20 protein-coding genes are annotated in these 24,794 nt (G+C 35.5%); 16 read left to right on the top strand and 4 right to left on the bottom strand.

Annotated elements, in window-relative coordinates; all coding sequences use genetic code 11:
• Nucleotides 1-2 precede the first annotated feature (2 nt).
• The 12 genes from BM163_RS04315 to BM163_RS04260 all read left to right on the top strand — a co-directional run bounded on the left by BM163_RS04315 (nucleotide 3) and on the right by BM163_RS04260 (nucleotide 12,682).
• Complete coding sequence (locus tag BM163_RS04315) at nucleotides 3-869, top strand: carbohydrate ABC transporter permease (RefSeq protein ID WP_089800612.1); 867 nt, start codon at nucleotides 3-5, stop codon at nucleotides 867-869.
• 73 nt (nucleotides 870-942) lie between these two features.
• Nucleotides 943-3,612 carry a glycoside hydrolase family 10-like protein gene (locus tag BM163_RS04310; protein WP_089800610.1) on the top strand — a complete coding sequence of 890 codons (2,670 nt, stop codon included), beginning with the start codon at nucleotides 943-945 and terminating at the stop codon, nucleotides 3,610-3,612.
• A 23-nt stretch (nucleotides 3,613-3,635) separates the two neighbouring features.
• On the top strand, nucleotides 3,636-4,688 hold the full coding sequence (locus BM163_RS04305) for a Gfo/Idh/MocA family protein (protein ID WP_089800608.1): 1,053 nt from the start codon (nucleotides 3,636-3,638) through the stop codon (nucleotides 4,686-4,688).
• Between the two features lie 36 nt (nucleotides 4,689-4,724).
• The gene (locus BM163_RS04300) at nucleotides 4,725-5,384 is read left to right on the top strand and encodes a hypothetical protein (protein ID WP_089800606.1); all 660 of its coding nucleotides are present in this window, start codon (nucleotides 4,725-4,727) and stop codon (nucleotides 5,382-5,384) included.
• Complete coding sequence (locus BM163_RS04295) at nucleotides 5,381-6,358, top strand: Gfo/Idh/MocA family protein (protein ID WP_089800604.1); 978 nt, start codon at nucleotides 5,381-5,383, stop codon at nucleotides 6,356-6,358. The genes BM163_RS04300 and BM163_RS04295 overlap by 4 nt, the downstream gene beginning before the upstream one ends.
• Nucleotides 6,359-6,433: 75 nt before the next feature.
• A complete protein-coding gene (locus BM163_RS04290; RefSeq protein ID WP_089800602.1) occupies nucleotides 6,434-7,285 on the top strand; it encodes an ROK family protein in 852 nt (283 codons plus the stop codon).
• A 21-nt stretch (nucleotides 7,286-7,306) separates the two neighbouring features.
• The gene (gene nagA / locus BM163_RS04285; protein ID WP_089800600.1) at nucleotides 7,307-8,449 is read left to right on the top strand and encodes an N-acetylglucosamine-6-phosphate deacetylase; all 1,143 of its coding nucleotides are present in this window, start codon (nucleotides 7,307-7,309) and stop codon (nucleotides 8,447-8,449) included.
• A gap of 31 nt (nucleotides 8,450-8,480) precedes the next feature.
• Nucleotides 8,481-9,110 (top strand): YesL family protein, encoded by a 630-nt coding sequence (locus BM163_RS04280; RefSeq protein WP_170243628.1) that lies wholly within the window; start codon nucleotides 8,481-8,483, stop codon nucleotides 9,108-9,110.
• A 36-nt stretch (nucleotides 9,111-9,146) separates the two neighbouring features.
• A complete protein-coding gene (locus BM163_RS04275; RefSeq protein WP_089800596.1) occupies nucleotides 9,147-9,842 on the top strand; it encodes an N-acetylmannosamine-6-phosphate 2-epimerase in 696 nt (231 codons plus the stop codon).
• Nucleotide 9,843: 1 nt separating this feature from the next.
• On the top strand, nucleotides 9,844-10,686 hold the full coding sequence (locus tag BM163_RS04270; protein ID WP_089800594.1) for a MurR/RpiR family transcriptional regulator: 843 nt from the start codon (nucleotides 9,844-9,846) through the stop codon (nucleotides 10,684-10,686).
• A gap of 123 nt (nucleotides 10,687-10,809) precedes the next feature.
• Entirely contained in the window at nucleotides 10,810-11,841 is a 1,032-nt protein-coding gene (locus BM163_RS04265; protein ID WP_089800592.1) for a Gfo/Idh/MocA family protein, read from the top strand.
• Between the two features lie 37 nt (nucleotides 11,842-11,878).
• The gene (locus tag BM163_RS04260; RefSeq protein ID WP_089800590.1) at nucleotides 11,879-12,682 is read left to right on the top strand and encodes a sulfite exporter TauE/SafE family protein; all 804 of its coding nucleotides are present in this window, start codon (nucleotides 11,879-11,881) and stop codon (nucleotides 12,680-12,682) included.
• 683 nt (nucleotides 12,683-13,365) lie between these two features.
• On the opposite strand, the gene BM163_RS04255 is transcribed toward BM163_RS04260, so the two are convergent.
• The 3 genes from BM163_RS04255 to BM163_RS04245 all read right to left on the bottom strand — a co-directional run bounded on the left by BM163_RS04255 (nucleotide 13,366) and on the right by BM163_RS04245 (nucleotide 17,493).
• Nucleotides 13,366-14,349, bottom strand: coding sequence for an FMN-binding protein (locus tag BM163_RS04255; RefSeq protein WP_174787614.1), 984 nt, complete (start codon nucleotides 14,347-14,349; stop codon nucleotides 13,366-13,368).
• A gap of 138 nt (nucleotides 14,350-14,487) precedes the next feature.
• Complete coding sequence (locus tag BM163_RS04250) at nucleotides 14,488-15,513, bottom strand: response regulator transcription factor (protein ID WP_089800588.1); 1,026 nt, start codon at nucleotides 15,511-15,513, stop codon at nucleotides 14,488-14,490.
• A gap of 39 nt (nucleotides 15,514-15,552) precedes the next feature.
• Complete coding sequence (locus tag BM163_RS04245) at nucleotides 15,553-17,493, bottom strand: sensor histidine kinase (protein ID WP_089800586.1); 1,941 nt, start codon at nucleotides 17,491-17,493, stop codon at nucleotides 15,553-15,555.
• A 378-nt stretch (nucleotides 17,494-17,871) separates the two neighbouring features.
• Between BM163_RS04245 and BM163_RS04240 the strand changes: the two genes are divergently transcribed.
• Together BM163_RS04240 and BM163_RS04235 are read left to right on the top strand one after the other, a co-directional pair.
• A complete protein-coding gene (locus BM163_RS04240) occupies nucleotides 17,872-19,413 on the top strand; it encodes a PTS transporter subunit EIIC (RefSeq protein WP_089800584.1) in 1,542 nt (513 codons plus the stop codon).
• Between the two features lies 1 nt (nucleotide 19,414).
• Nucleotides 19,415-20,113, top strand: a complete 699-nt coding sequence (locus BM163_RS04235; RefSeq protein WP_089800581.1) for an N-acetylmannosamine-6-phosphate 2-epimerase — start codon at nucleotides 19,415-19,417, stop codon at nucleotides 20,111-20,113.
• Between the two features lie 134 nt (nucleotides 20,114-20,247).
• On the opposite strand, the gene BM163_RS04230 is transcribed toward BM163_RS04235, so the two are convergent.
• Nucleotides 20,248-21,057: a MurR/RpiR family transcriptional regulator gene (locus BM163_RS04230; protein WP_089800578.1), complete on the bottom strand. Its 810-nt coding sequence runs from the start codon at nucleotides 21,055-21,057 to the stop codon at nucleotides 20,248-20,250.
• Between the two features lie 251 nt (nucleotides 21,058-21,308).
• On the opposite strand from BM163_RS04230, the gene BM163_RS04225 reads away from it, so the two are divergent.
• Nucleotides 21,309-22,052: a MurR/RpiR family transcriptional regulator gene (locus BM163_RS04225; RefSeq protein ID WP_089800576.1), complete on the top strand. Its 744-nt coding sequence runs from the start codon at nucleotides 21,309-21,311 to the stop codon at nucleotides 22,050-22,052.
• 173 nt (nucleotides 22,053-22,225) lie between these two features.
• A complete protein-coding gene (locus tag BM163_RS04220) occupies nucleotides 22,226-24,775 on the top strand; it encodes a glycoside hydrolase family 38 N-terminal domain-containing protein (protein ID WP_089800573.1) in 2,550 nt (849 codons plus the stop codon).
• Nucleotides 24,776-24,794: the final 19 nt, after the last annotated feature.

Below are 24,794 nucleotides of genomic sequence, written 5' to 3'. Positions count from 1 at the left end.
ACATGACAACTACTCAGCCAGAAAAAAGATTAAAATCGAAAAGAAAAGCAACAGCTGTTCGTATGTTCTTTTCATATATATTACTTGTTTTAGTTGCATTAATAACGATCGCTCCATTTATCTGGACTATCTCGACATCACTAAAGGGACCAGGTGATGCTATCTTTAGTATGCCACCACAGTTTATTCCATCAGATTTCACTCTTAATAATTTTAAAACTGTTTGGACGTCGTTACCGATTCCAATGTACTTAATCAATAGTATGATTTTAACATTCTTCGGTGTTGTTTTGCCGTTGTTCTTCAGTTCAATTGCAGCATTTCCGCTAGCAAGAATGGAGTTTAAAGGTAAAAACTTTATTTTTATGTTAATTATTGGCACAATGATGATTCCAAATGAAGTAACTATGATTCCAATCTATTTAATCATTGACATGATTGGGTTACTTGGAACGCATACTGGTATTATTATAACAAGTATAATTACGCCAATAGGTATTTTCTTAATGCGACAAGGGTTTAAAGATATCCCTAGAGAGATTGAGGAATCAGCCGTATTAGATGGTGCAAATGTTTGGCAAATATTTTGGCATTTACTTTTTCCAATGGTAAAACCAATGCTGGGCGTCTTAGCTATTTTAAGCTTTATCGGCTCATGGAATAACTTTTTATGGCCATTGTTAATACTAAATGACCCTAACAAATATCCAATCACCTTAGGACTTTATCAACTACAAGGTACTTTTGCGGCTAATACGCGATTAGTTGCGGCTGGTGCGGTTATAGCATTAATTCCAATAATGACTATCTTTATTTCTTTTCAACGGTACTTTATTGAAGCAGCATACTCAAGCTCAGTAAAAGGATGATACCCAGTTTGCTTATGTATAAAGGCAAAATAATTATAATGTTCTAAAAAACAGATATTAAGGAGAGAGGCTTATGAAGAGAAAAAGTGTTTATGTTCTTTTAGTAGCTGTATTGATTTTGGTGGGGAGCGTGTATCCCAACGCAATTGGTGCACAAAATAAATCAATAGAACCTGAAATTGTTTTACCGAACGGAAAAGTTGTTGCTGTTGACACGGTGAATAATGAGCAATTGAGTGATGGTGTAAGCTTGTTTACGAGAGAATATATCGAACATTATACGCCTATTTATCAAGGAGATATAATGGAGTTTATTATCTCAAATGGTGTTATTTTAGAGAAAAATGATAATGGGGGTACATATATTCCGGCTAATGGCTATGTTATCTCTGTAACAGGAGAAAGTAAAGATCATTTTAATCAATTAAATATACGTGATGTTATATCTGTTGAGAATTATGAATTCCCTGCTGATATAACGAACTTTGTGGAAATTAACAATGAAGTTATCTCAATTGATCGCATAAACGAGGCGAGAGGCGCAGGTGATGTCGTCATTTATGATCCTAGTTATGGTGAAACTACAGGCACTAATGTCTGGGGTATTGAAATCGCCTTCGAAAACGAACAAATTATTGAAATTGCCTCTTTGGATGGGACGAACAATAATTTACCTATACCTGAAAATGGCTACGTATTATCAATTCAAAGTGGCTCAGAATATTTCTCTCATTTAAGTACTTCAATTAATCAGGGGAGAATTGGTATAGGAGACCATATATCATATCATGAAATAAATGATGTTTATTTTGGACATGTAATTAATTATAGTGCAATGAATCCTAAGGTTAGAGAAGATAACCCTGATGGCTGGGATGATATTAATAATAGACCATATGATGGTTTTAGAGGAGCCAATCAACTTATTATTTATGATGAGAGTTATGGCGAACCTTCAACTTTAACAAATGCATATGGGTATGAGGTAATAGTAGAAGGATCGCAAATTGTTAAAAGAGCAGGTAATAATTCGTTAATTCCAAGTAATGGCTACGTGCTTTCTGGTCATGGAGATAAAGCGAAATGGCTACAGGATAATGCCAAACTAAATGCAGATGTTTTAATTAATAAAGAAAAAGAGCAATTGATTATTACTATTACACCAGAAACCTTTATTAATAGAGCAAATAATATCATTGAAGAAATGACATCCATATTAGAAAATGCTAAAACACAATTTTTAGATGTACCGCTTGAAGAAATTGAGAATAAAATTTTATTGGCTAAAGATATGAAAGCATCCATTTTGGATGAAATCGAAACTAAGCAATATGATCAAGCTGTATTATCAACCAACAGATTAGAAGAGATGGCATCTGAAGTTAATAACTTGGCTACAGAGTCTAGAATTGTTGAACACAGAGCAGTTTGGATTCGTCCGAATGAAACAACTAAACAAGAGGTAAGAGCTAATTTAGAAAAGGTAAAGAAGGCAAATCTAAATCAGGTTTATTTAGAAACATGGTGGGGTGGCTATACTATTTATCCTTCAGATAATGCTTTGGCTCCTCACAATCCGAGATATAAAGGTTTTGATGTTCTGGAAGCATATTTAGAAGTAGGAAAAGAGTTAGATATTGAAATTCATGCATGGGTACACAACGCTTTTCTTGAAGGAAACCAAATGGAAGAAAAACCAGATTGGGCTTTAATCAGAAGAGACGGAGAGAATTTTACAGATAATGAGTATGGGACAAAATGGTATTGGTTGAACGTAGCTTTACCAGAAGTTAGAATGTTTATTACTGATTTATATCAAGATATGATAGATCAGTATGATATCGATGGTTTACATTTAGACTATATTCGTTATCCAGATAGTAATGGCAGAGATGAAGATTATGGATATGATTTATATACCCGTGAATTATTTATGAAACAATTTAATACCGATACGGATCCGATTAATTTATATCCAGGAGATGCGCTTTATAAAGAATGGCAATATTTTAGAATGAACATAGTAACGACGTTTTTAGATGAACTCATTCCAACGGTAAAAGAGCAAGCGCCTGATCTAGTCATATCGGGTTCTGTATATGCCAATTTCTATGAAGATCCCTATTTGAAATTACAAGATGTAACAACGTGGTTAGAGAAAGGATATTTAGAAAATGTATTTCCAATGTCTTATAAGTTTGATGTTCAATCAGTTTTAAAAGACACAGAACAAGCAATCAACTTAGGACAAAATAAAACGTTAGTCACGATAGGTCTAGGATCACAAGCTGGTGTTCCAACCGATATTTTATTACAGCAAGTCAATGCAACAAAAGATGTATATGTATCAGGTAGTGCATTCTTTGAGTTTGTCTCTTACTTTGACCGGGGCTACAATGTTCCATTAGAACAGGGAGCATATAGAAACGAGGCCATTGCCCCTTCCACTTATCCTGAAAAATCAATACAGCTTTTAATTGAGGATATGAATAGAAAGATAGTAGACATTTATGAGAAGAATAATGGCATGCATAATGCAAGACCGTATATTTCTCAAATAACTAATTTACATCGTCATGCAACTAATTTAGATGAAAATGTTGATAAGATAATCAAGCAAATCGATCAACTGATTGATCGAGTAAATAAAGATAATAAAGTTAATCAACATGTAAAAGACAGAATGATTTACGATTTAAATTACACGAAAAAAATTACATTATTTTACAAAAGTAATTACTAAGTAAAAAGTAGGAGGAATTAACTATGTTAAATGTTGGTGTAGTAGGTGTAGGGTCTATTTCTCAATTTCACATTGATGCGTATTTAAATAACCCAGAAGTTAATCTGGTAGCTTTTTGTGACATAAATGAATCCAGATTAAAAGAAAAAGCTCGTAAATTAGGTGTTTCTAAAACGTTTACAAATTATCAAGATTTATTAAATGATGCGACTATCGATGCGATAAGTATATGTACATGGAATAACACGCATGCAGAAATTGCTAAGCAAGCCTTATTAAAAGGTAAGCATGTCTTAGTGGAAAAACCACTAAGTATGGATGTAGCTACAGCAGAAGAGTTAGTTGATGTGCAAAAGCAATCGGGGAAAGTGCTGCAGGTTGGATTTGTTAGAAGACATGCAGAGAAATCTAAAGTCGTAAAATCATTTGTTGATAATGGTGGATTTGGGGATTTCTATTACGCAAAAGCATCTTATTTAAGACGATTAGGTAATCCTGGGGGTTGGTTTAGTGATATAAATAAATCAGGAGGGGGACCGTTGATAGATCTCGGTGTCCATATGGTTGATTTATGTTGGTACTTAATGGGTAAACCTAAGCCTATATCAGTTACTGGAAATACGTATAAAAGATTAGGAAATAGAAGTCACATTAAAAATTTATCTTTTTATCAAGCATCAGATTATGATCCGAATGTAAATGACGTTGAAGATTTGGCCAATGCCTTAATTCGTTTTGAAAACGGGGCTTCAATGTTTCTTGAAACAAGCTTTACCTTACATGCGAGTAAAGATGAGACTAAAGTTACTTTGTTTGGTGACAAAGGTGGAGTAGAGGTTGAGCCGGATTTAACATTTGTAACTGAAGAGAATAATACAATTCTAAATACTGTTCCGCAGATTGATCAGGACATCAATGATTTTGGACGGAATTTCCAAAATCAAATAAATCATTTTGTCGATTGCTGTTTACACGGTAAAGAAAATATCGCACCAGTTCAAGATGGTGTTGCTGTTATGAAAATATTAAAGGCTATTTACCAATCAGCAGAGGAAAATAGAGAAATATATTTATAATTTCGTTTAAAGACACACATAGGAGGTAGTTTGTAAATGAATATATTTGTTAATCAAAAGAAAATAGATGACCGCTCTTTACACTCTAATTCATCTCTCAAAATCATATCACTGGAAGAAGAGTTACAAGATAAGTTATCTAAAAAAGATACTCTATACGTTCCATATGAAAAATACAAACAAGAATTTGATAATGTTAAAGTGTATACGGACTTAGAGTCTTATGCTTTTTTTGACAAATTATCAGGAGTTATTACACAAAGACAGGATAAGCGAGGGGTATTGAGATTAGGCAGAAAAATTGGGGGGGATTTTGATAAGACGATACTTGTTGATGATCTTATCGCATTATCTGGCTTATTTGGCAAAATCTCATTCGTGAAAATAAATCATTCACAAAGAAACATTAAACCCATGCATGTGTCTATAATACTTCGTTTTATGGACGGCGTACTGGCGAATTTAGACTATACCTTTAATCAGAAAGAGGATATTTTCATTGAATGGAGCGGTATTAACGAAATAATTGAATATGATAGTGCTAAAATTCAATCCTTTAAAAGATTTGATGATAAAGCTAGCAGTCTTTATTATGATGTAAACATGATTGTTAAAAACGCGTATGAACCTGATCAGGATTGGATGAAACTGTCTACTAACTGTTTAAGTATAATTGAGGAGGGGCTCATAAAATGAAAATCGGAGTCATGAGTTTTGCTCATATGCACGCTTATAGTTATACGGAAAGTTTACAACGTCTTGATGACGTAGAAATTGTGGGTATATTTGATGACGATACTGAGCGTGGCAATGAAATGGCAAAAGTATTTGATCTAAACTATTATAATGACAGAGAAGAATTCTTAAATTTAGATATGGATGCTGTGATTATTTGTAGTGAAAATAATCGACATAAAGAAATGGTTATTGCTGCGGCAAAAGCTAAAAAGCATATTTTATGTGAAAAACCAATTGCTACTAATATCGAGGATGCTAAAGAAATGATTCAGATATGTGAAGAAAATGAAGTGATTTTGCAGATTGCTTTTCCAGTGAGATATAGTTCAAACATGATGGCATTAAAGAAGTCTATAGATATGGGAGAACTGGGTGACATTGTTGCTTTTAGAACGACGAATAGAGGGCAAAACCCTGGAGGCTGGTTTATTGATAATTCTATCTCTGGAGGAGGCGCTGTATTAGATCATACTGTGCATATGTTAGATATTATGCGTTGGCTTATAAATGATGAAGTCAAAACAGTAACAGCAGTTGTGGATTCTTTCTTCCATAATATTGAGACTGATGATGCGGGCCTACTTACAGTTACATTCGAGAATGGAGTAATTGCCTCTCATGATACGAGTTGGTCAAAGTTCAAACAATTTCCAACATGGGGCGATGCTACAATCGAAGTTATTGGTACTAAAGGGACTGTCTTTGTTGATGCATACGGTGACCATCTTAAAACATTTAAAAATGATGAAAAAGCTTTACAACATTTAAATTTCGGCACAAATATGGATTATGAGTTAATTAAAGACTTTGTAAATTGTGTGAAAGAAAACAGACAACCTTTTATTACGGGGTATGATGGCTTAAAAGCAATGGAAGTCGGTTTAGCTGCTTATGAATCTAATGAACGAAAAGAAACGATTCATTTATCATAGTTATAAGACCGATAATTGTTTCATAAGGTAAAGCTCTGCTTTACCTTATGAAAATTTAGAGGGAGGCTAAGTCATTTGTATAATATCGGTATAGATTTAGGTGGAACAAAAGTAAAGTTTGGATTATTTAAGTCAAATGTGTCTATTGAAGAGATAGAAATCCCTACACCGCAAAATCATGTCAGTCAAACATTCTCTGAAACAATAGCTAACTTGGTAGAAGATAAAGCAATCAATAAAATAGGCATCTCTTCTGCGGGGCTTATAGACGTAAAACATAAGAAGATATTGAAAGCGTCTAATATACCTCAAGTCCCTAAAGATATTGCTTTGATAATGGAAAATAGATTCAGTGTGGAAGCTAAGATTGAAAATGATGCGAATTGTGCGGGCTTAGCTGAAACGATGAATGGTGCTGCAAAAGGCTTTGATAAAGTAGTCTGTATTACTATTGGTACGGGTATTGGGGGTTCTTTTATAATTAATCAGTCGATTTATCGAGGTGCGAATTATGGAGCAGGTGAATTTGGTCATATGACAATAGAACATAATGGCTTACCTTGTGCTTGTGGTCAAAAGGGTTGTTGGGAAGTGTACGCTTCTGGTAGAAGTATAGAAAGAAGACTTAATGAAATAAAACTATTGAATAAAGTTGATTCTAAGCAAGTATTGAACGAGAATAATGATTCAAGTGAACTATCCATACTAAAACAAGATTTCCTAGACTATTTAGCTAGAGGTTTGTGCATTATTCAACAAACACTGGATCCTGACATTATTGTGCTGGGTGGTGGTGTGGTAGATTCGAGTAATTATTGGTGGGATGATTTAAATGTGTTAGTTCAAAAATACACAAATAAACCAATATATTTAAAAAAAGCTGAACTTGGAAATCGCGCGGGCTTAGTTGGTTCAACTTTAATATAGTATGTAAGGGGCGTGTTAAAAATGTTTTACTTATACGGATGCTATATAACAAATGGTAAAAAGTGTGATAAAATGTACATTGAAGTTGATAAAGGGAAAATAAGTTATATAGGCATGAAAAAAAGGATACAAGACGCTAAAGTAATTGATATAGGAGATCATATCATTGCACCCGGATATGTTGATATTCATATACACGGAGTAAGTGGTTATGATTTTACTGATGGGGGTGTTTTTTCGGAAATTGCTACTATTTTACCTAAACTAGGCGTAACTTCTTTTCTTGCAACATCAAGAACGGCACCGGTTACATCTTTGAAATCCTTTCTGACAGAGGCAAAAAACTTTAAAAATAACCAATCAACTAATGAGGCGAAAATGCTTGGGGTTCATATTGAAGGACCTTGGATTAGTCACGAATATAAAGGCGCACAACCAGCTCACTATATATCAAAATTAACGCATGACGTTGTTGAAGATGTTATTTTACCAAATAAAGATATAATATCTAAAATCACGTTAGCTCCAGAAACCTTAGAAGATTTATTACTTATTAAAAAAATAAGAGACATGGGAATATTTTTATCAGCGGGACACACGAATGCTCCATATCATTTAATTAAAGACGCAATGAAACTAGGCTTAACACAGCTAACACATACGTTTAATGCGATGAGCACGTTTCATCACCGAGAACCTGGGGCAGTTTTGGCAGCGTTGGAAGACAATGACCTTATTTGCGAATTAATTACGGACGGTATTCACATAAATGATGATGTTTTGCGCTTTTTCTTAAAGCATAAAAGAAAAGATAAAGTCGCGCTTATTTCAGATTGTACGGGATATAATCACTTATCAGATGGAGAACATTTCTTTAGGGAAAAACATCTCGTTAAACAAGGAAACAGAGTGATGCTTAAATCAGGTCAATTAACTGGAAGCGCCCTTACACTTGATAAAGGCGTGCAGTATGTTGTTAATCACTGTGATGTAAGCTTAGAGGATGCTATTTTTATGGCAACGACAACGCCTATCAATGCGGTAAATACTGAACTGAAAATAGGTCACATAAAAGAAGGCTATCATGCTGACTTAATTATTTTGGACAGCAATTTAAATGTTCAGAAAACATTTATATCTGGTGTTGAGGTATTTAGTAATTAAGTGAGTAAATTATAATTAAGGTAGGATGTCTATGAATAAGTGGGGTACATTATTATTTTCAATATCAAGCTGGTTAATGCAAATGATAAAGTTAAATCTGATTTTTGTTCTTGTTTCTTTGGCAGGGTTATTTTTCATTACCTTCTTCCCAGCTCTATTATCTGTGTTTTATGTAATTAATCATTGGAATGAGAATGGTATGGATCAGAGTGTTCTCCCAGTATTTATGGAAGGGTTTAAAAAAAATTTCTGGTTAGCTCATAAGTTAGGTATAAGCAGCATGGCTCTATTAGCTATTCTATATATAGATATACAATTGCTTATTAGATTGGAAAATATAAATCTTTTTTCCATGGTGATTTTATTAATTTTATTATTGATGCTAACAATGAGTACGATAATTACCCTATATGTATTTCCAATAGTCGTTATAAAAAAAACATCATTTAAACAAGCATGTAAATTATCGTTTTTTTTAACGCTATCTCAAGTAAGTATTTCTTTTATAAATTTAGTCGGCTTCATTGTTATTCATTATATATCAATAACGTTACCGTTATTACTTTTGTTTTTAACCACTACTATTAGTGTGTTCTGGTTAATGGCCTTTGCTCAGATAGCTTTAAGTCGAGTGAAAATAAAGTATGAAGTATGTCATTAAAATATAAAATGTTGCAGAGAAAGATAGGTGGATTAAATGAAAAATTCAATACTAATTAATAAACTAAAGGGTGGGCTGATTGTATCATGTCAAGCTTTAGAAAACGAGCCTTTACACGGGTCAAGTGTCATGGCTAAGATGGCAAGAGCTGCTGAAATTGGAGGTGCAGTCGGTTTACGAGCAAATGGAATTTCTGATATTAAAGAAATAAAAAAAGTGACTGATTTACCCGTAATCGGACTAATTAAACGTGATTATTCGGATAGTCCTGTTTACATAACACCGACAAAAAAAGAAGTGGATGAATTGATTAGCGTGGGTGTTGATATGATCGCACTGGATGCCACAAAGCGTACACGGCCAAACCAAGAGAGTTTATCAAGTTTAATTACTTACTTAAAAAAGAATAACCAATGTGTTATGGCAGATATATCAACGTACGAAGAGGCTATAGATGCAATTAATATGGGAGTGGACGTTGTATCAACGACGTTATCAGGATATACAGCGTATACTGAAAAACATTATCAAAAGCCTAATATAGAATTGGTTGAACAGCTAGTTGAGGGGACGAATGTGCCTGTATTTAGTGAGGGAAATGTGGATAGCCCACAAGTGGCAAAAGCAATGCTTAAAGCCGGTGCACATGCGGTTGTTGTAGGATCTGCAATAACAAGACCACAACTAATCACAGAAAAATTCGTTCTATGTATGAGAAAGGAATTAAGCTAGTATGGAAAACAATACAATTATTCCAATCAGAGAATCTATTCATAGGTTGTACCCAACACTAACAAAAGCTGAAAAAAAAGTAGCAGACTATGTCCTAGTTAATATGGATAAAATTGTATACTCATCATTGGCTGATGTGGCTTCTAATATAGGTGTAGGAGAAACAACGATGTTAAGGTTTGTTAGAAAGGTTGGTTTAAACGGCTATCAGGAATTCAAATTATCTTTAGCACAATCTGTAATAACGGTAAGAGAAGATGAGAATGAAGAAGAATCTAATAATTTAACTCAGAAGATATCGAATAATATTATTCAAACATTGAAAAACTCAGCTTTGATGATTAATGAAGATGATTTGGAAAAAGCTATTCATTTATTAAATGAAGCAAAATCTATCTATTTCTTTGGAGTAGGTACATCGGGGATAACTGCATTGGATGCAAAGCTTCGCTTTTTGAGAATGGGGATTAAAGCAGACGCGATAACTGATCCTCACATACAATCAATGATTGCCTCCACATTAACAGAAAAAGATGTTGTTGTTGGTTTTAGTGTGTCAGGAAGCAATCGAGATACGATTCACTCTCTTGAAGTATCGAAGAAAAATAAGGCGAAAGTAATTTCCGTAACTTATCACGTCAAATCCAAAATCACCGAGGTATCAGATATTGTATTGCTTGGAGGTGATAAAGAGTCCCCTCTTGAAGGAGGTTCTTTAACATCGAAAATTTCACAATTATTTATAGTGGATTTGTTAACCACCGGCGTTGCCTTAATAAATGAAGAACATTCTAAGCGCATGATGAATAAAACGGCCCGGTCTGTTGTAAATAAGATTTTTTAAAGAAGTAGCTTTTTATTTCTATAGATATTAAGTTGATATGTTAACTTATAACCTATAATTAGCTATCTAATGTCGTAGATCAGCATTTGATGGTAAATCATACTAAATAAGGAGGTATGAAAAATGACGAAAAATTTAAGAGTAGCTATTATTGGGTGTGGAAGAATCTTTCCTATGCACGCGGCATCAGTTGTACATCAACCGGATACTAAATTAGTCGCTGTTTGTGATATTGATATGGAAAGAGCGCTTGAACAAGCTAAATTATATAAATGTGAGGCATACCCAAATTACATTAACTTATTCAATGAGGTTGACATTGATGTCATTCACATTTGTTTACCTCATTATTTGCATGAAGAAATTACAATTGAAGCTGCTAAAAGAGGCATTCATGTACTTACTGAGAAACCAATTTCAATTAGTAATCAATCAGCTGAAAAAATGATTAGTTTTTGTGAAGATTGTAATGTGAAGCTAGGCGTCATATTCCAGTCTAGATATAATCATTCAGCGCAATTAGTAAAATCACTCCTAACTAAAGGAGAATTGGGTCATATTCACTCAGCAAATCTTATCTTGACATGGAATCGTTCTAATCAGTATTACAGTGAAAGTGATTGGAAAGGAACATGGGATAAAGAAGGCGGTGGTGTCGTTATTGATCAAGCTATTCATTCATTTGACTTATTGAATTGGTTTATTGATAGTGAAATAGATTTTATCGATGCCTCCATCCATCAAAGAGTTAATACTGAAATAGAGGTAGAAGATACTGCTGAGGGCATCATTAAGTATAAAAATAATACGACCCTCTCATTTTACACTATGAATCATTATTCATACGATGCTCCAATAAAGTTAGAGCTAGATTGTGAAAAGGCACTAGTGAAGTTTATTGGTTCTAAGGCAACAATCACTTTTAATGACGGTCGTGAATACAAGGTAGAAAATGATCCAAGGGAAACTATTGAATATAGTAACGGTACAAAAGATTATTGGGGAGTGAGTCACGTTAAACAAATTACCGATTTTTATAACGCTATAAAAAACAATGAACAGCTGTTTATTGATGGAAATCAAGCGCTTAAAACACAAAGAATAGTATCAGGAATATATCAATCAGCTAAAAATAGACAAAAAATATATTTATAAAAAATATATTCTATTGTCAGTATTGAAAGGGATAAAAATGGAATATATTATAATTATGATTCTAGGTTTAGTAGCAGCTATACTAGGTAGTATGGGGGGACTTGGAGGGGGAATTATCATCGTGCCAAGTTTTCTTATACTAAAATCTAGTATTTCTATTATTGCAGATTTATCACCACAAGTGATAGTGGGAACTTCTTTAATAGTCGTTGTATTTAATGGTTTTTCCTCTACATTGGCTTATTTAAAACAAAAAAAAGTAGATGTTAAGGTGGCCTTATTGTTTTTTATGGGCAGTGCTCCAGGTGCTTTAGTAGGTGTTTTTTTAAATCAGTTTTTAAATGTCGATATTTTTTTGGTTGTATTAGGTATGGTGATTATTATATTAAGTGTGCTAATGATTTGGCGCCATAAAATGCAAGTAAAGCCATTAGATTCATCCAATAGTACTCAGAATAATAGCTTTTTATTAAAGTCCATTCTTAAAATAATACTGGCATTTTCAGTAGGTATACTATCTGGTTTATTTGGTATCGGTGGTGGGTCTTTAATGGTACCAACGATGATAATACTATTAGCCTTTCCACCTCACAAAGCTGTTGCAACGTCTATGTTATTAGTATTTTTATCAGCTTTAGTAAGCTCAAGCTCGCATATAGCAATTGGTAATGTAGACTGGCTAATTGCCTTATTACTAATTCCAGGGGCAATTATTGGTGGTAAAATTGGTGCGGAATTAAATCAACGTTTAAATGGTAATACTGTCATGTGGGTTCTTTTTTGTCTCTTATCTATTGTTGGTGTGCGTTTAATTATTCAAGGTATTTCTTTAATATATTAAATCTATGCACCGGATTCGTTTGTTATGATTTTCGCAAATCTAGTATGAAAAATAATAAAGAGGTTTATGTATCCAAATGTTTTTTTGAGGATGCCACGCACAGAAAGTCCTATCAATATCAATCGATTGATTACTATTTGTTTCATAATATTGAAAGTTATGAAGATATATTTTCATTAAAGATGAAGTGCATCACTTTAAAGTAAACTAAGTTTTCGTCATTCTTGCTCATACTAAAAATAACTACGACCCTTTGATGGGAAATACTTGGATCTATCGTTGAATTGTTTTTACGAGAACAAAATGTAAAACGTGTTTTGAAAATGCGGATTATTACGTGATGAAAAAACAGACATTGATAATTATATATTAGATTATTCGAATGCTAAAGAGATGGTGGCGTTTTTTAATAGAGTTTATGACTACTTGAATCAATTAAAGTCTTATCAAGCGTGGGCGCATCTTATCATTTAAAAAGTTTGAGACGTTTAAATGGTGTTGATGACTAAAGTCGTATCATCCGTAGCTTTCACTGCAAATAAAAAAGAGCGAGGTGATTATATTCACCTCGCTCTTAGGTTATTCATCTTATATAAACAGTCGATCCGTTGACACATTATTTAAATTAAGGAGAAAGATAGGGTATAACTAAGGTAGATGGACGTGCCAACGTCACGCTTGTTTTAGCGTAAGCCGTCTTTAATTAATTCTGCTTGAATCTTCTCAGCTAACATTAAGTAGTTATCCCATGCGTCGTTACGAATCGTAAAGCCGCTTGATGCATAATCGCCACTCTCGTCAATTGCTGGTAGTTCAGAAAGGTCGAGTAAGTCTTGTGTGTTGATAACTTTCTCGTTAAGTGCATCCATTTGGACATTAAAGCCAATACGTGAAGGCTCGTCGTAAATAACACTTTCATATTTTGATTGACGGTAATATTGTTTTAAAGCAGGGTCTTCAATGTCATCTGGGTGATCAGCAAAGAGTTCATCGTAACGAACAGATGTGATTGTGTCACCATCTAATACAACTTGTAAGAAACCTGTTAATCCACCACCAATATCTTCTGCGATACCGTAGTATGATTGGTTAGATGCTTCAGTCATTTGTTGTTCAATCACTTCAGCCATTGGAAGCATTGACTGATCAATACTGTTAGAAGCGCCACTCACAACATCAAATTCTCCAGTTAAGCGTTGTTCGGTAATCATTTGACTTTCAACTAACACAACACTTTGAATCCAAGCAGCACCTTTTTTCTCACCCATGCTGAAGTTGTATTCAGATAGACGTTTCGGCACGTCTTGGAAGAAGCGGTTATAGTAATTAGGACGGGTCATTTCATTGAATTCTACATAAACAATCCCATCATCATTTTTAACAACCTCTAATGTGCCAAGGTGTCCTTGTCTAAAGCGTTCTTCAGTATAGTAGTAATCACCTTTGATTAATCCAGTCGGTGGTTGAGCTGACCAATCTAATGTCGTCATTTCATAGTTTGCATTTTCTGTTGCGACAGACGTTGCATCTGCCCCGTTATCTTCTGTTTCAACAGCGTCAGTTTCTGTGTCTTCCACTTGAGCGTCATTCGCTGTACCGCAAGCGCTAAGTAATAACATAAGTGAAAAGGCCAATACCATCAAAAATGATGTGAAATATTTTTTCATGTTGTTGTCTCCCTTTTGTTTGTGATATTCTGCACATGTTATGTACGTCCTTAATCATAAAGGAGAGACGCTCGTTTTTTAAGTCACAATATCCAGGTCAACCCGGTAAAAAATCCAGGTCTCATTGAAAAGGAAAGCTTATGCGTGTTGGTCGCGGTAAGTTTGTGGCGTTAACCCTGTTTCTTTTTTAAAGACACGACTAAAATATTCTGGATGGCGGTAACCGAGTTGATCACTTATTTCATAAAGTTTAAGTTGGGTAGTTTGAAGTAACACTTGTGCGCGTTTTATTTTCACTTTTGTTAAATAATCCCCTAGAGTGATGCCTGTTTCTTTTTTAAACGTATCGGCTAAATAGTTTTTATTAACAAACAGTGAATCAGCAATGGTTTTAATGGTGAACTTTTCGTCGCTTGCTAGAGCGAATGAGCACACTTTTTCAATAAGCACTTGATGAAGAGCGCTATAGTAAAGCGTGTGAATCGGTTGTGTGAATCCATCGATGACGTTAATCAGTGCCTTGTGTAAGTCCTCTAACTTCTCCTCATTTGTCATTTCAGGATACACCAGGAACCGAGAAAGCCAAGGGTATATCTGGAGTAACTTATTTTTAAGTGTCTCTGTTAAAGAGCGATAGTCATCAAACACACGCTGCCTGTCACCACCCACTTTGGCTGTTGTATCCATGATAAAAGATTCGATAACAGGTTGAGGTGATTTTTTTAACTGAATATCACGTATAAGTGCTTCTACGATATTTTGATCTGTCGTTGTTTCAATCGTGTCTCTTTGATTTAATTCACTTTTTAGCGTCTGAAGACGCGTCGTTAATTCATTGGCTTGGACCGGTTTAATTAAATAATCGGTAATTTGATAATGGATCGCTTGTTTCGCATATTGGAAATCCTCATATTCACTTAAAAAGATGACATGTGTATTTAAGTGGTTTGCGCGGATCGCTTTTAATAAATCAATGCCATCCATTTCGGGCATACGTATATCTGTAATGACGACATCAACTGGATGAGTTAATAAATAGTTAAGTGCTTCTTTTCCATTGGAAGCTTCATGAACAATCGTAAAACCGAGGCCTTCCCAATCGGCTTTTCGTTTCAATTGTGTTAAGAAAATCTCCCAGTCGTCCACAATCATGACGCGATACACTGTAACCACTTCCTTTCTTTTTCTATATCGTCTGATGAATCAGTTGGCGCTTTTTTTAAAGCTCAACTGAATGGTCGTACCTTCGTTTTGTTTACTAAAAAGACTGACAGAGCCACCATGCGCTTCCATGATCCGCTTGACCGTTGAGAGGCCAATCCCTGTTCCTTTTGTATCTTGGTGGGAAGTTGAAAACAGTTCCCAAACGTGTTCTTGTTGATGTTGATTAATGCCACGACCGTTGTCAGAAATTATGAGTGTAAGTGCATCCTTTGTATCGTGTTGATCAATCTCAATATGAAGTGGTTCAGTCTCTTTTTGATATTTAATCGCATTATCGAATAGATTCATAATCACTTGCTTAATTAATACAGGATCACTATCAAGAACAGGTAATGGTTGAACAATGGTTGCAGTAAATGGGTGGTGTTTATTTGATGCTGCTAATTGTTCAAGGGTCGTGTTAACGAGTTGATTTAAATCAACAGACTCTTTTTTAGGGCGCATATGGCTGATTCGTGCGTAGTTAAGTAAACGTTCAATCAAATGAATCATCTCCGTTGACACATGACGAATAGCAGTTAAAGATTTAAGTGAAATCTTACTTAATGTGTCTTGTTCATCCTCATAAATCATTTCAGCATAGGCATCAATCGCGCGAATCGGTGTTTTTAAATCGTGCGAAACGACATAATTAAACCGTTCTAAAGCCTCTACTGTGGCATTTAAATCGGCAGTTCGTCTTTCGACACGTTGTTCTAAATCATTATTGAGTCGTTTAATTTCATCCATTGCTTCTTCGTAATCCGTCACGTCACGAATCATCGCAATTAGTCGTGGCATATGTTCTACGAGTTGTACTTTTTTTAAATGAATCGACCAAACGCGCGTTTCTTTTGCCTTTGTTTGAATCATGATTTTTTTCTCGATAAAACCGCCCCGCTGATCAAGTTCTTCCATCCATGCTTTACCCGTCCCATGATCTAAAAACAACTGACAAAAATTTGTTCCAATCAGTGCCTGTTCATTCATGTCGAGTGCTGATTGAATCGATGGTGAGGCATGAAGGATGGTTCCATCCGTCTTCAGTTCTAAATAAATATCATGCATCTGTTCAAAAATCGCTTGATAGCGTTTATACGTTTCTTTTAAGGCATCTTCACTTGTGAGTGTTTTTTCAACATAACGCATAGTTACACCGGCCATAATAATAAATAAGAAACTTGAGAGAAAAAGCGTTAAGGCCGTTTTTGGATTGGGTGGCAACAGCCAAGTCTGTAACGGTACTTCATCAATTAACGTATGTTGCATGGCGAGAATGATCAAAATAAACAATAACCCACCACCTAAAAAACCTCCAAGAACACGTGTATTATACCTGGAGCTAGGTGCTGTTTTTAATCCGAAAAACTTTCGAACGAGGGGCAGTAATAAGAGAGTATCTACAATAAGGAGTAAAATCATCTCCATGAAGACGCCACGTATTGAAAAGTACCAGACAATATTTGAACTGATTGTTTGATAAGCTTCTGGATTCCATGGTGGAGGATTTAACTGCACCAATGGCTGGAACAACAGAGCATAAAGCAACAGGCGTAAAACGGAGTAACTAAGTTGAATCACATAGGGATGATTTAAAAGCGTTGGTTTTAGTTCGCGTCTTTTCTTACCGTAACCGTGGAAAAAAATCCACGCGTATAAAGCAATCATCGCAACAAAAGAGCCATAGCCATTCATAAAGCCTAGTAAAAACGGGTATAGAAAAGTAAGACCAATAGTCACGCTCAAAAGACCAAATGTTAAGCCATAAGTTAAGGTCACCATAAGTGGGAAAGCGATACTCCAAATCATATTTAAGTGAAAATCTCCAAACGGTATGCGCAGTGAGTACATACTACCTAAAAGACCGATTAACCCGAAAATAATGGAGACGACGAGTGGTTTATTAATTAATCGGTGGTATGTGTTGAATCTGGTTGTCATGTATTTATCTTCCTTTCAGATTTATGAAGAGAATGAGAAAATTGTCTTTATTAGAGTAATGCTTGTCTATACTTTGTACAATTATTCACAAAATAGTCGTCTCTCATTATAGTACATCAAAGGGTCCGTGAGGAGGTAAAAATATGACGAAACCATGAATCATTTTTAAAAAGTTTGGCCATAATAAATGCATTGAGAAGGACAAAGTTCACTTTTTAGCTGCTATTACTTGCGTGTTTTTCGATCATTTTCAAGTGTGTTTCTTATTTATAAGAATATAGGGAAATGAAAACGTTAAAAAAAGTTTTTAAAAACTATTTACAAATTAAAAAATAAGTTGTAAACTGTTATCAAATAAAACTTTTAGGGGTGAGTTACATGAACAATGCATTTTTTGAAAAAGCACAACGTTTTGGTAAGTCTTTCATGTTACCGATTGCCGTGTTACCTGCAGCAGGTTTATTACTCGGAATTGGTGGCGCCTTTAGTAATCAAGCGACTGTAAGCGCTTATCCATTTTTAGATGTCGCGTGGCTACAAGCGATCTTTACTGTTATGAGTTCGGCAGGAAGTATTATATTTGCGAATTTACCCATTATCTTTGCGGTTGGGGTTGCGATTGGCTTAGCGCGTAGCGATAAAGGAACTGCTGCCTTAGCTGCCGTTCTTGGATTCCTCGTGATGCATGCGACAATCAATGCGGTCCTCATCATTAGCGGTAAGCTAGCAGAGGAAAACATTGCAGGGGTCGGTCAAGGATTTGTTTTAGGGATTCAGTCATTAGAAACAGGGGTGTTTGGTGGTATTCTTGTAGGGGTTATGACTTACATGCTTCACCAACGTTTTAATAAAATTGAATTACCACGTTTCTTAGGATTCTTCGGTGGTTCACGATTTGTGCCAATTATTACGTCATTTTCAGCTATCATTCTTGGTGTTATTATGTTCTTCTTTTGGCCAATCGTTCAATCGGGTATCTTCAGATTAGGTGACCTCGTTGAGGCGACAGGCTATATTGGTACACTGATTTACGGATTTGTGTTACGTTTACTTGGACCATTTGGTTTACATCATATTTTCTACTTGCCATTCTGGCAAACATCACTTGGTGGGTCAATGGTTGTCGACGGGGCACTTATTGAAGGGACACAAAATATCTTCTTTGCGCAACTGGCACAAGCTGATAGTGTCAATCAGTTCTTTATTGGAACAGCTCGCTTTATGTCAGGTCGTCACATTACGATGATGTTTGGTTTACTTGGGGCATGTTTAGCAATTTATCATACAGCTAAACCAGAAAACAAAAAGAAAGTTTTTGGTCTTATGCTTTCAGCTGGATTAACATCATTCTTAACAGGTATTACTGAACCAATTGAATTTTCATTCTTATTTATCGCACCTGTTCTTTACGTCGTACACGCATTTTTCGATGGTGTAGCTTTTATGATGGCGCACATCTTTGAGATTACGATTGGTCAAACATTCTCTGGTGGTTTTATTGACTTCCTACTCTTTGGTGTTCTCCAAGGCGCAGAAAAAACAAACTGGATTTATGTACCGCTGATCGGTGTGCCTTGGTTCTTCCTTTACTACTTTACGTTTAAAGTACTCATTAATAAGTTTAACTTTAAAACACCAGGTCGTGAAGATGAACAAACAGAGACAGTCGAGTTTTCAAAGACAGAACGTGCATCAAAAATTATTGAAGCACTTGGTGGCGAGAAAAATATTAAAGACGTTGATAACTGTGCAACCCGCTTACGTGTAAGTGTCTTTAACGGTGAGATTGTTGACCAACAAATGTTGAAACAAACCGGCGCACATGGGGTTGTCTTAAAAGGCAACGGTGTCCAAGTTATTTACGGGCCACAAGTATCTAACATTAAAAATGAAGTAGAAGAAGCGATGGGAGCTAATTAACATGAGTTTTTTGAAAAAATTGAAAGGGCCATTTGTTGTGTCATGTCAAGCACTTGAAGATGAACCATTACATTCATCAGAAATTATGGCAAAGATGGCGATTGCGGCAGAGATGGGTGGAGCTGATGGGATTAGAGCGAATTCAGTTTCAGACATTCAAGCGATTAAACAGGCCGTTGACCTTCCAGTTGTGGGGATTTTAAAACGTGATTATGATGATTCTGACGTCTTTATTACCGCAACGAAAAAAGAGTTAGATGAGCTGTTTACCTCTTCAGTTGATATGATTGCCCTTGATGCGACAAGTCGTAAACGTCCAAATGGGGAGACGTTAGCAAGTCTGGTGGCGTATGCGAAACAGACGCGTCCAGATATTGAATTAATGGCGGATGTGTCATCGGTTGAAGAAGCAGTTGAAGCAGAGAAATTAGGCTTTGATTGCGTATCAACCACATTGATTGGCTATACGAAAGAGACCGAAGGTCAGTCACTGTTTGATGATCACTTCAAACGATTAAAAGAAATGAGAAAGAGACTCTCCATTCCGGTTGTGGCAGAAGGTAAGTTAAACACGCCGGAGCTTGCGACAAGTGCCCTATTAAATGGTGCGGACTTTATCGTTGTTGGCAGCGCGATTACAAGACCGCAACTGATTACGGCAACATTTAAACAAGCAATTGACCAACGTCACAAAGGATAATGTGACGACACGATTCAGCCCCCGCTGAATCAGAGCTTTTACCTAACATGAACTGTTTACCTCAATTTAAATAATAAAAAAGATAAGCGCCAAATCCGTGAGTAGTGACACAGATTTGGCGCTTCTTTTATAGGTTATTTTGTTGTTTTATACGCTTTTAACGCTGTTAATGTTTTGTCATAGTTATGTTGATTCGTTTCATCTTGCATTAAGAGAAGGGTCAGAAGATCGATCACGTAAAGGATGGACAGTTGACTATTTAACAAGCCTTTTGTCTTAAAGGCACGCATACTGTAAGTGAAAAGTGTGACATCGCTAAAACTCGTCAGTTTTGTATCCACATAATTTGTCATCACAAGGATACTTGCTTTATTTTTTTTCGCCAGTTCAAAACTGTCAATAATCTCACTCGTCTCCCCAGAAGATGAAATAGCGAGCACACAATCTTCTTCTGTCATAATTGCGGCGGATAGAATCATGCTGTGTGAGTCGTGATATGTATCGACTTTATACCCCATACGCTGCAGTCTTAGTTTAAACTCTTCACCAGATAACCCCGAACTGCCTAATCCAAAGATATGAATCCGTTTTGCTTTTTTAAGAAGTCTAACAGCTTCATTATACGTCTCAAGTGTTGACAGTGTTTCTGATGCTTCAACCACGGAACGGTACATCTGATTAACGGTCGCCATCACATCATCTTTTGTGACCTCTTCTTCAATCGCATCTCTCAGTGAAATTTTCAACTCAACAAAGTTTGTCGCCCCAACTTTATGACTAAAGCGGGTAATTGTAGCGACAGATACACCAGAAGCGTTAGCTAAGTCTTTAATGTGCATATTCGCAATTTTAGGGTAGTTTGTTAAAACGTAATCCGCCACTTTTTTTTCTAGGCGGCTCAATGATTGATAATGTAGTTGGATTTGATTTAATACGGATGTCATAGGGGTGCTCCTTTGTTGTAAGTTATTTTAATAAGTGTTGTTAATGATGACATTCATTATCATCTTTTTTTATTATACCTTTAATATCGTGATGATGAAAGGTTAGTGCTAGTCAGTATACATGAACGTAAGGTTGTTTTTTTCTGTGTTAAGCGGTAATCTAAAAAAGTATACATTTTCAAATAGTTATTTTTCAAAGGAACGACACATACTTACACGTAAAGCTTAAGTAGCTCAGGGGAGGAAGATATATGTACCGGGTCATCCATCAATTAAAAGAACGGAATTTTAATCGGGCAATTACAAAAAGTGAAAAAGCTGTGCTAGATTACTTAGAAGCACACTTTAAACAAATTCCGAAGTGGACGGTGATTAAAATTGCGAGAGAAAGTTACACATCGCAGGCGACGATTAACCGCACCGCAAAGTTACTTGGTTTTAAAGGCTTTAGTGAATTAAAGTACGCCATTAAAGAAGATGTCGACCTCTTAACGAGTGAAACACAAAAGCATATTAGAAATACAGAGTACATGCTTTCACGCATTAACTTCTCACAAGTCGATGCTTTCGTTAAACATGTGTATCAGCATAGGAAAAAGCTACTTATTTTTGGCTTGGGAGCTTCAAATGTCTCCGCGCAATATATGGCAAGACAGTTACTGTATTTTGGTATACCAGCGATTGTCGTATCAGAACTTCAAATGCTTAACCAATTTAAAAGTTATACGTTACTTATACTTTCAAGCTCCGGAGAAACACAGCGTTGTTTGCAAATGTTAGAAAACGCTAAACGGGCAAACATGTTTGTTTTATCGATTACCAAAAAAGACTCAACGATAAGTGCCGAAAGTTCGTTAAGTTTTGTACATGATGTTGCAGTGGATAAGATGGACGGGATTTCTAGAGAGCAACAATTACATATGATTTTAATGATTAATGATGTCATTAATAGATTAAAGTTGAATTATTTTCATCACGATGCAACAAGTGGATAATTCTAAAAAAAGAATTGCTTCCTTTGATATGAGCTGCTTGATTTACTTAGCTTGTGTCAATGTAATAGAAGGATTCTTTTTTTTTTTTTTTGGATAATTATCCGTTCTTTTGAAAAACGCAACGATATGTAAGCGCTATAATTAAAGTGTAATCAACACATAAGGGGGACAATATGAAACGAGATATTAGAATTTTAATGCATACACATTGGGATAGGGAATGGTATTTTACTAAGGATGAAACAAAAGTATTATTAAGAAACCATATGCAAGATGTGATGAGTTATTTAGAAGATAATCCAGAAACAATTTATATTTTGGATGGTCAAAGTGTCATGATTGATGATTATCTGGAATTAGAACCTGAAGCAGAACCACGTTTAAAAAAACTGATTCAATCAGGCAATATACGCGTGGGACCATGGTATACACAAACGGATTTACTCCTCGTACATGGGGAGTCAATTTTTAGAAACCTATATTACGGTATTAAACGAGCAAGAGAATTTGGTGAACCAATGTTAGTAGGTTATGCGCCAGATACGTTTGGGCATGCAAGTCAAATGCCGCAAATTTATCAACACTTCGGTATTGACTCCACTATTTTTTGGAGAGGATTTAGTGAACTTAAAGCAACTAAATCGGACTTCCTTTGGGAAGGTGTGGATGGGACCCAAATTATTGGTGTCAATTTAGCTACCGGTTATCAAGGCGCAAAGTATTTAGAAACAGAACCTGTCTTACTAAAGAATAGAATGGATAAACTCATGACGGTTCTCGATCATTACTCAGCATCTAACAGTCGCCTAATCATGAATGGTCATGATCAAATGCCCTTACAAAGGGACATTAAAATAGTTATTGCTGAAATGAAAAAGTTGTACCCAGAGGATGATATTCAATTAACAGATTTTGAAAGCTATCTAAGCACCCTAAACCGTGATGCGTTAGAGATTGTTCGTGGTGAGTTGACTGATAGCAAGCATGCCCGAATCCACCGGACAATTGGTTCAACGCGGATGGATATAAAGTTATTAAACCAAGAGATTGAAACTAATCTCTATCATACGTTAGAACCATTAGCGGTAATTGGTGAGCGTGCAGGTATACCTTATCCACATCAAGTGATTGAACGCGTGGCAAAACTATTATTTGGTGCTCATGCACATGACTCAATTGGTGGTTGTAACAGCGATGCAGTGAATCAAGATATTAAACAGCGATTGATTAACGCAAAGGAAATGGTTGATACCCAAATTGAATTGCATTTACGCTTATTGACCATGGCAAATAAAGCGAGTGATCAAACCATTGTTGTAGTAAATCCACTCCCAGAAAGACGCGATAACCAGATGGTAGAACTAGAAATGATTACTGAGACAAAACAGTTTAAGCTTTTTGATGAAACAGGAGAAGAACTGCACTATGTGGTTAAATCACAACAAAAGGAAGATGCTGGTTTAATTGACCGACAAGTAGCCGCAAGACTAAAAGATATCAAAGTCTATCGAACGCAAGTGTTAGTTAAAGTAGATACGATGCTTGGATTATCTACACGTTACTTCACATATGAAGAAGTAGAAGCGCCTGAAGAAGTAAAGGTGATAGAGTCTCATATAATCGAAAATGATTTTGGGCAGCTCTTTATAAAAAATCATCAAATCCATTACCGTCATTTCGAAACGGGACACACTTACACCAATCTTTTAACGATAGAAAATAGTGGAGATGCTGGAGATAGTTATGATTATTCTCCTCCGATAGAAGATTGGGTTATAACGAGCGCTGATGTTGCTGAAATAAGTTATAAAACGTGTAAAGATGAACATGCACAAGCACTTCAGCTTACGCTTACTTTTGATGTACCTAAAAATGAACAAGAACGAACGGATAAAGTTGCGTCAACGTCTGTTACATTTACAGGTGAGCTTAGGTTATTTAAAGACGACCCAAAAGTTTATGTCACGTTCAACCATAAGAACGTAACAGCTGACAGTCGTTACCGACTTGTCTTTAATACAGGGATTAAGACAGAAATTGTGAAAGTGGATGGTTATCTATCAGATCAAGTTAAACCAGTTTATTTAAAAGAACCACTTGCCATTTGGGAATCCGATCATTGGGTTGAAAAACCTGTCAGCATTGAAACAATGCAAAGTTATCTGTCTTTAAAAGATGATAAGCAATTTAATCTGTATACGAATGGATTAAAGGAATATGAAGTGATTGATGGTAAAGCTTATGTGACGTTATTTAGAACGTTCTCACACCTTGGCCGGAGAAACTTAGTTAATCGACCAGGAAGGCCGTCGGGTATTGAAATCCCAACACCTGATAATCAGTTACAAGATGTGTCCCTTACTTTTAATTGTGCGTTTGATTTTGAAGATAGCGTAACACAGAATAAACAAGCGAAAAATTATCTTACACCACTCGTCGGTTATCAACGAAAAGCATTTAATCGTTTTAACCTGAATCCGAGAAAAGAGGTAGAAAAAGCCACTGGAGATGTGACACTCGAGTTAGGAAATTTAGTTGTCTCAGCAGTGAAATTAACAGAAAATAATTGCTTATTTATTCGATTATATAATCCGATGGATACAATCCAACATCTATCGTTACCTAAAGACACGTATTTGGCAAACGCTATGGAAGAACGACAAAGTAAATTAGATGAAATAACGGTTAAATCACAAGAAATCATTCAATTAATAATAAAATAAGCTTAAGAAAAGAGGCGTT

Origin of the sequence: Halolactibacillus alkaliphilus (genome assembly GCF_900115465.1) — a bacterium.
Classification (GTDB): domain Bacteria; phylum Bacillota; class Bacilli; order Bacillales; family Amphibacillaceae; genus Halolactibacillus; species Halolactibacillus alkaliphilus.
This window is presented reverse-complemented; position numbering and strand designations above follow the sequence as displayed.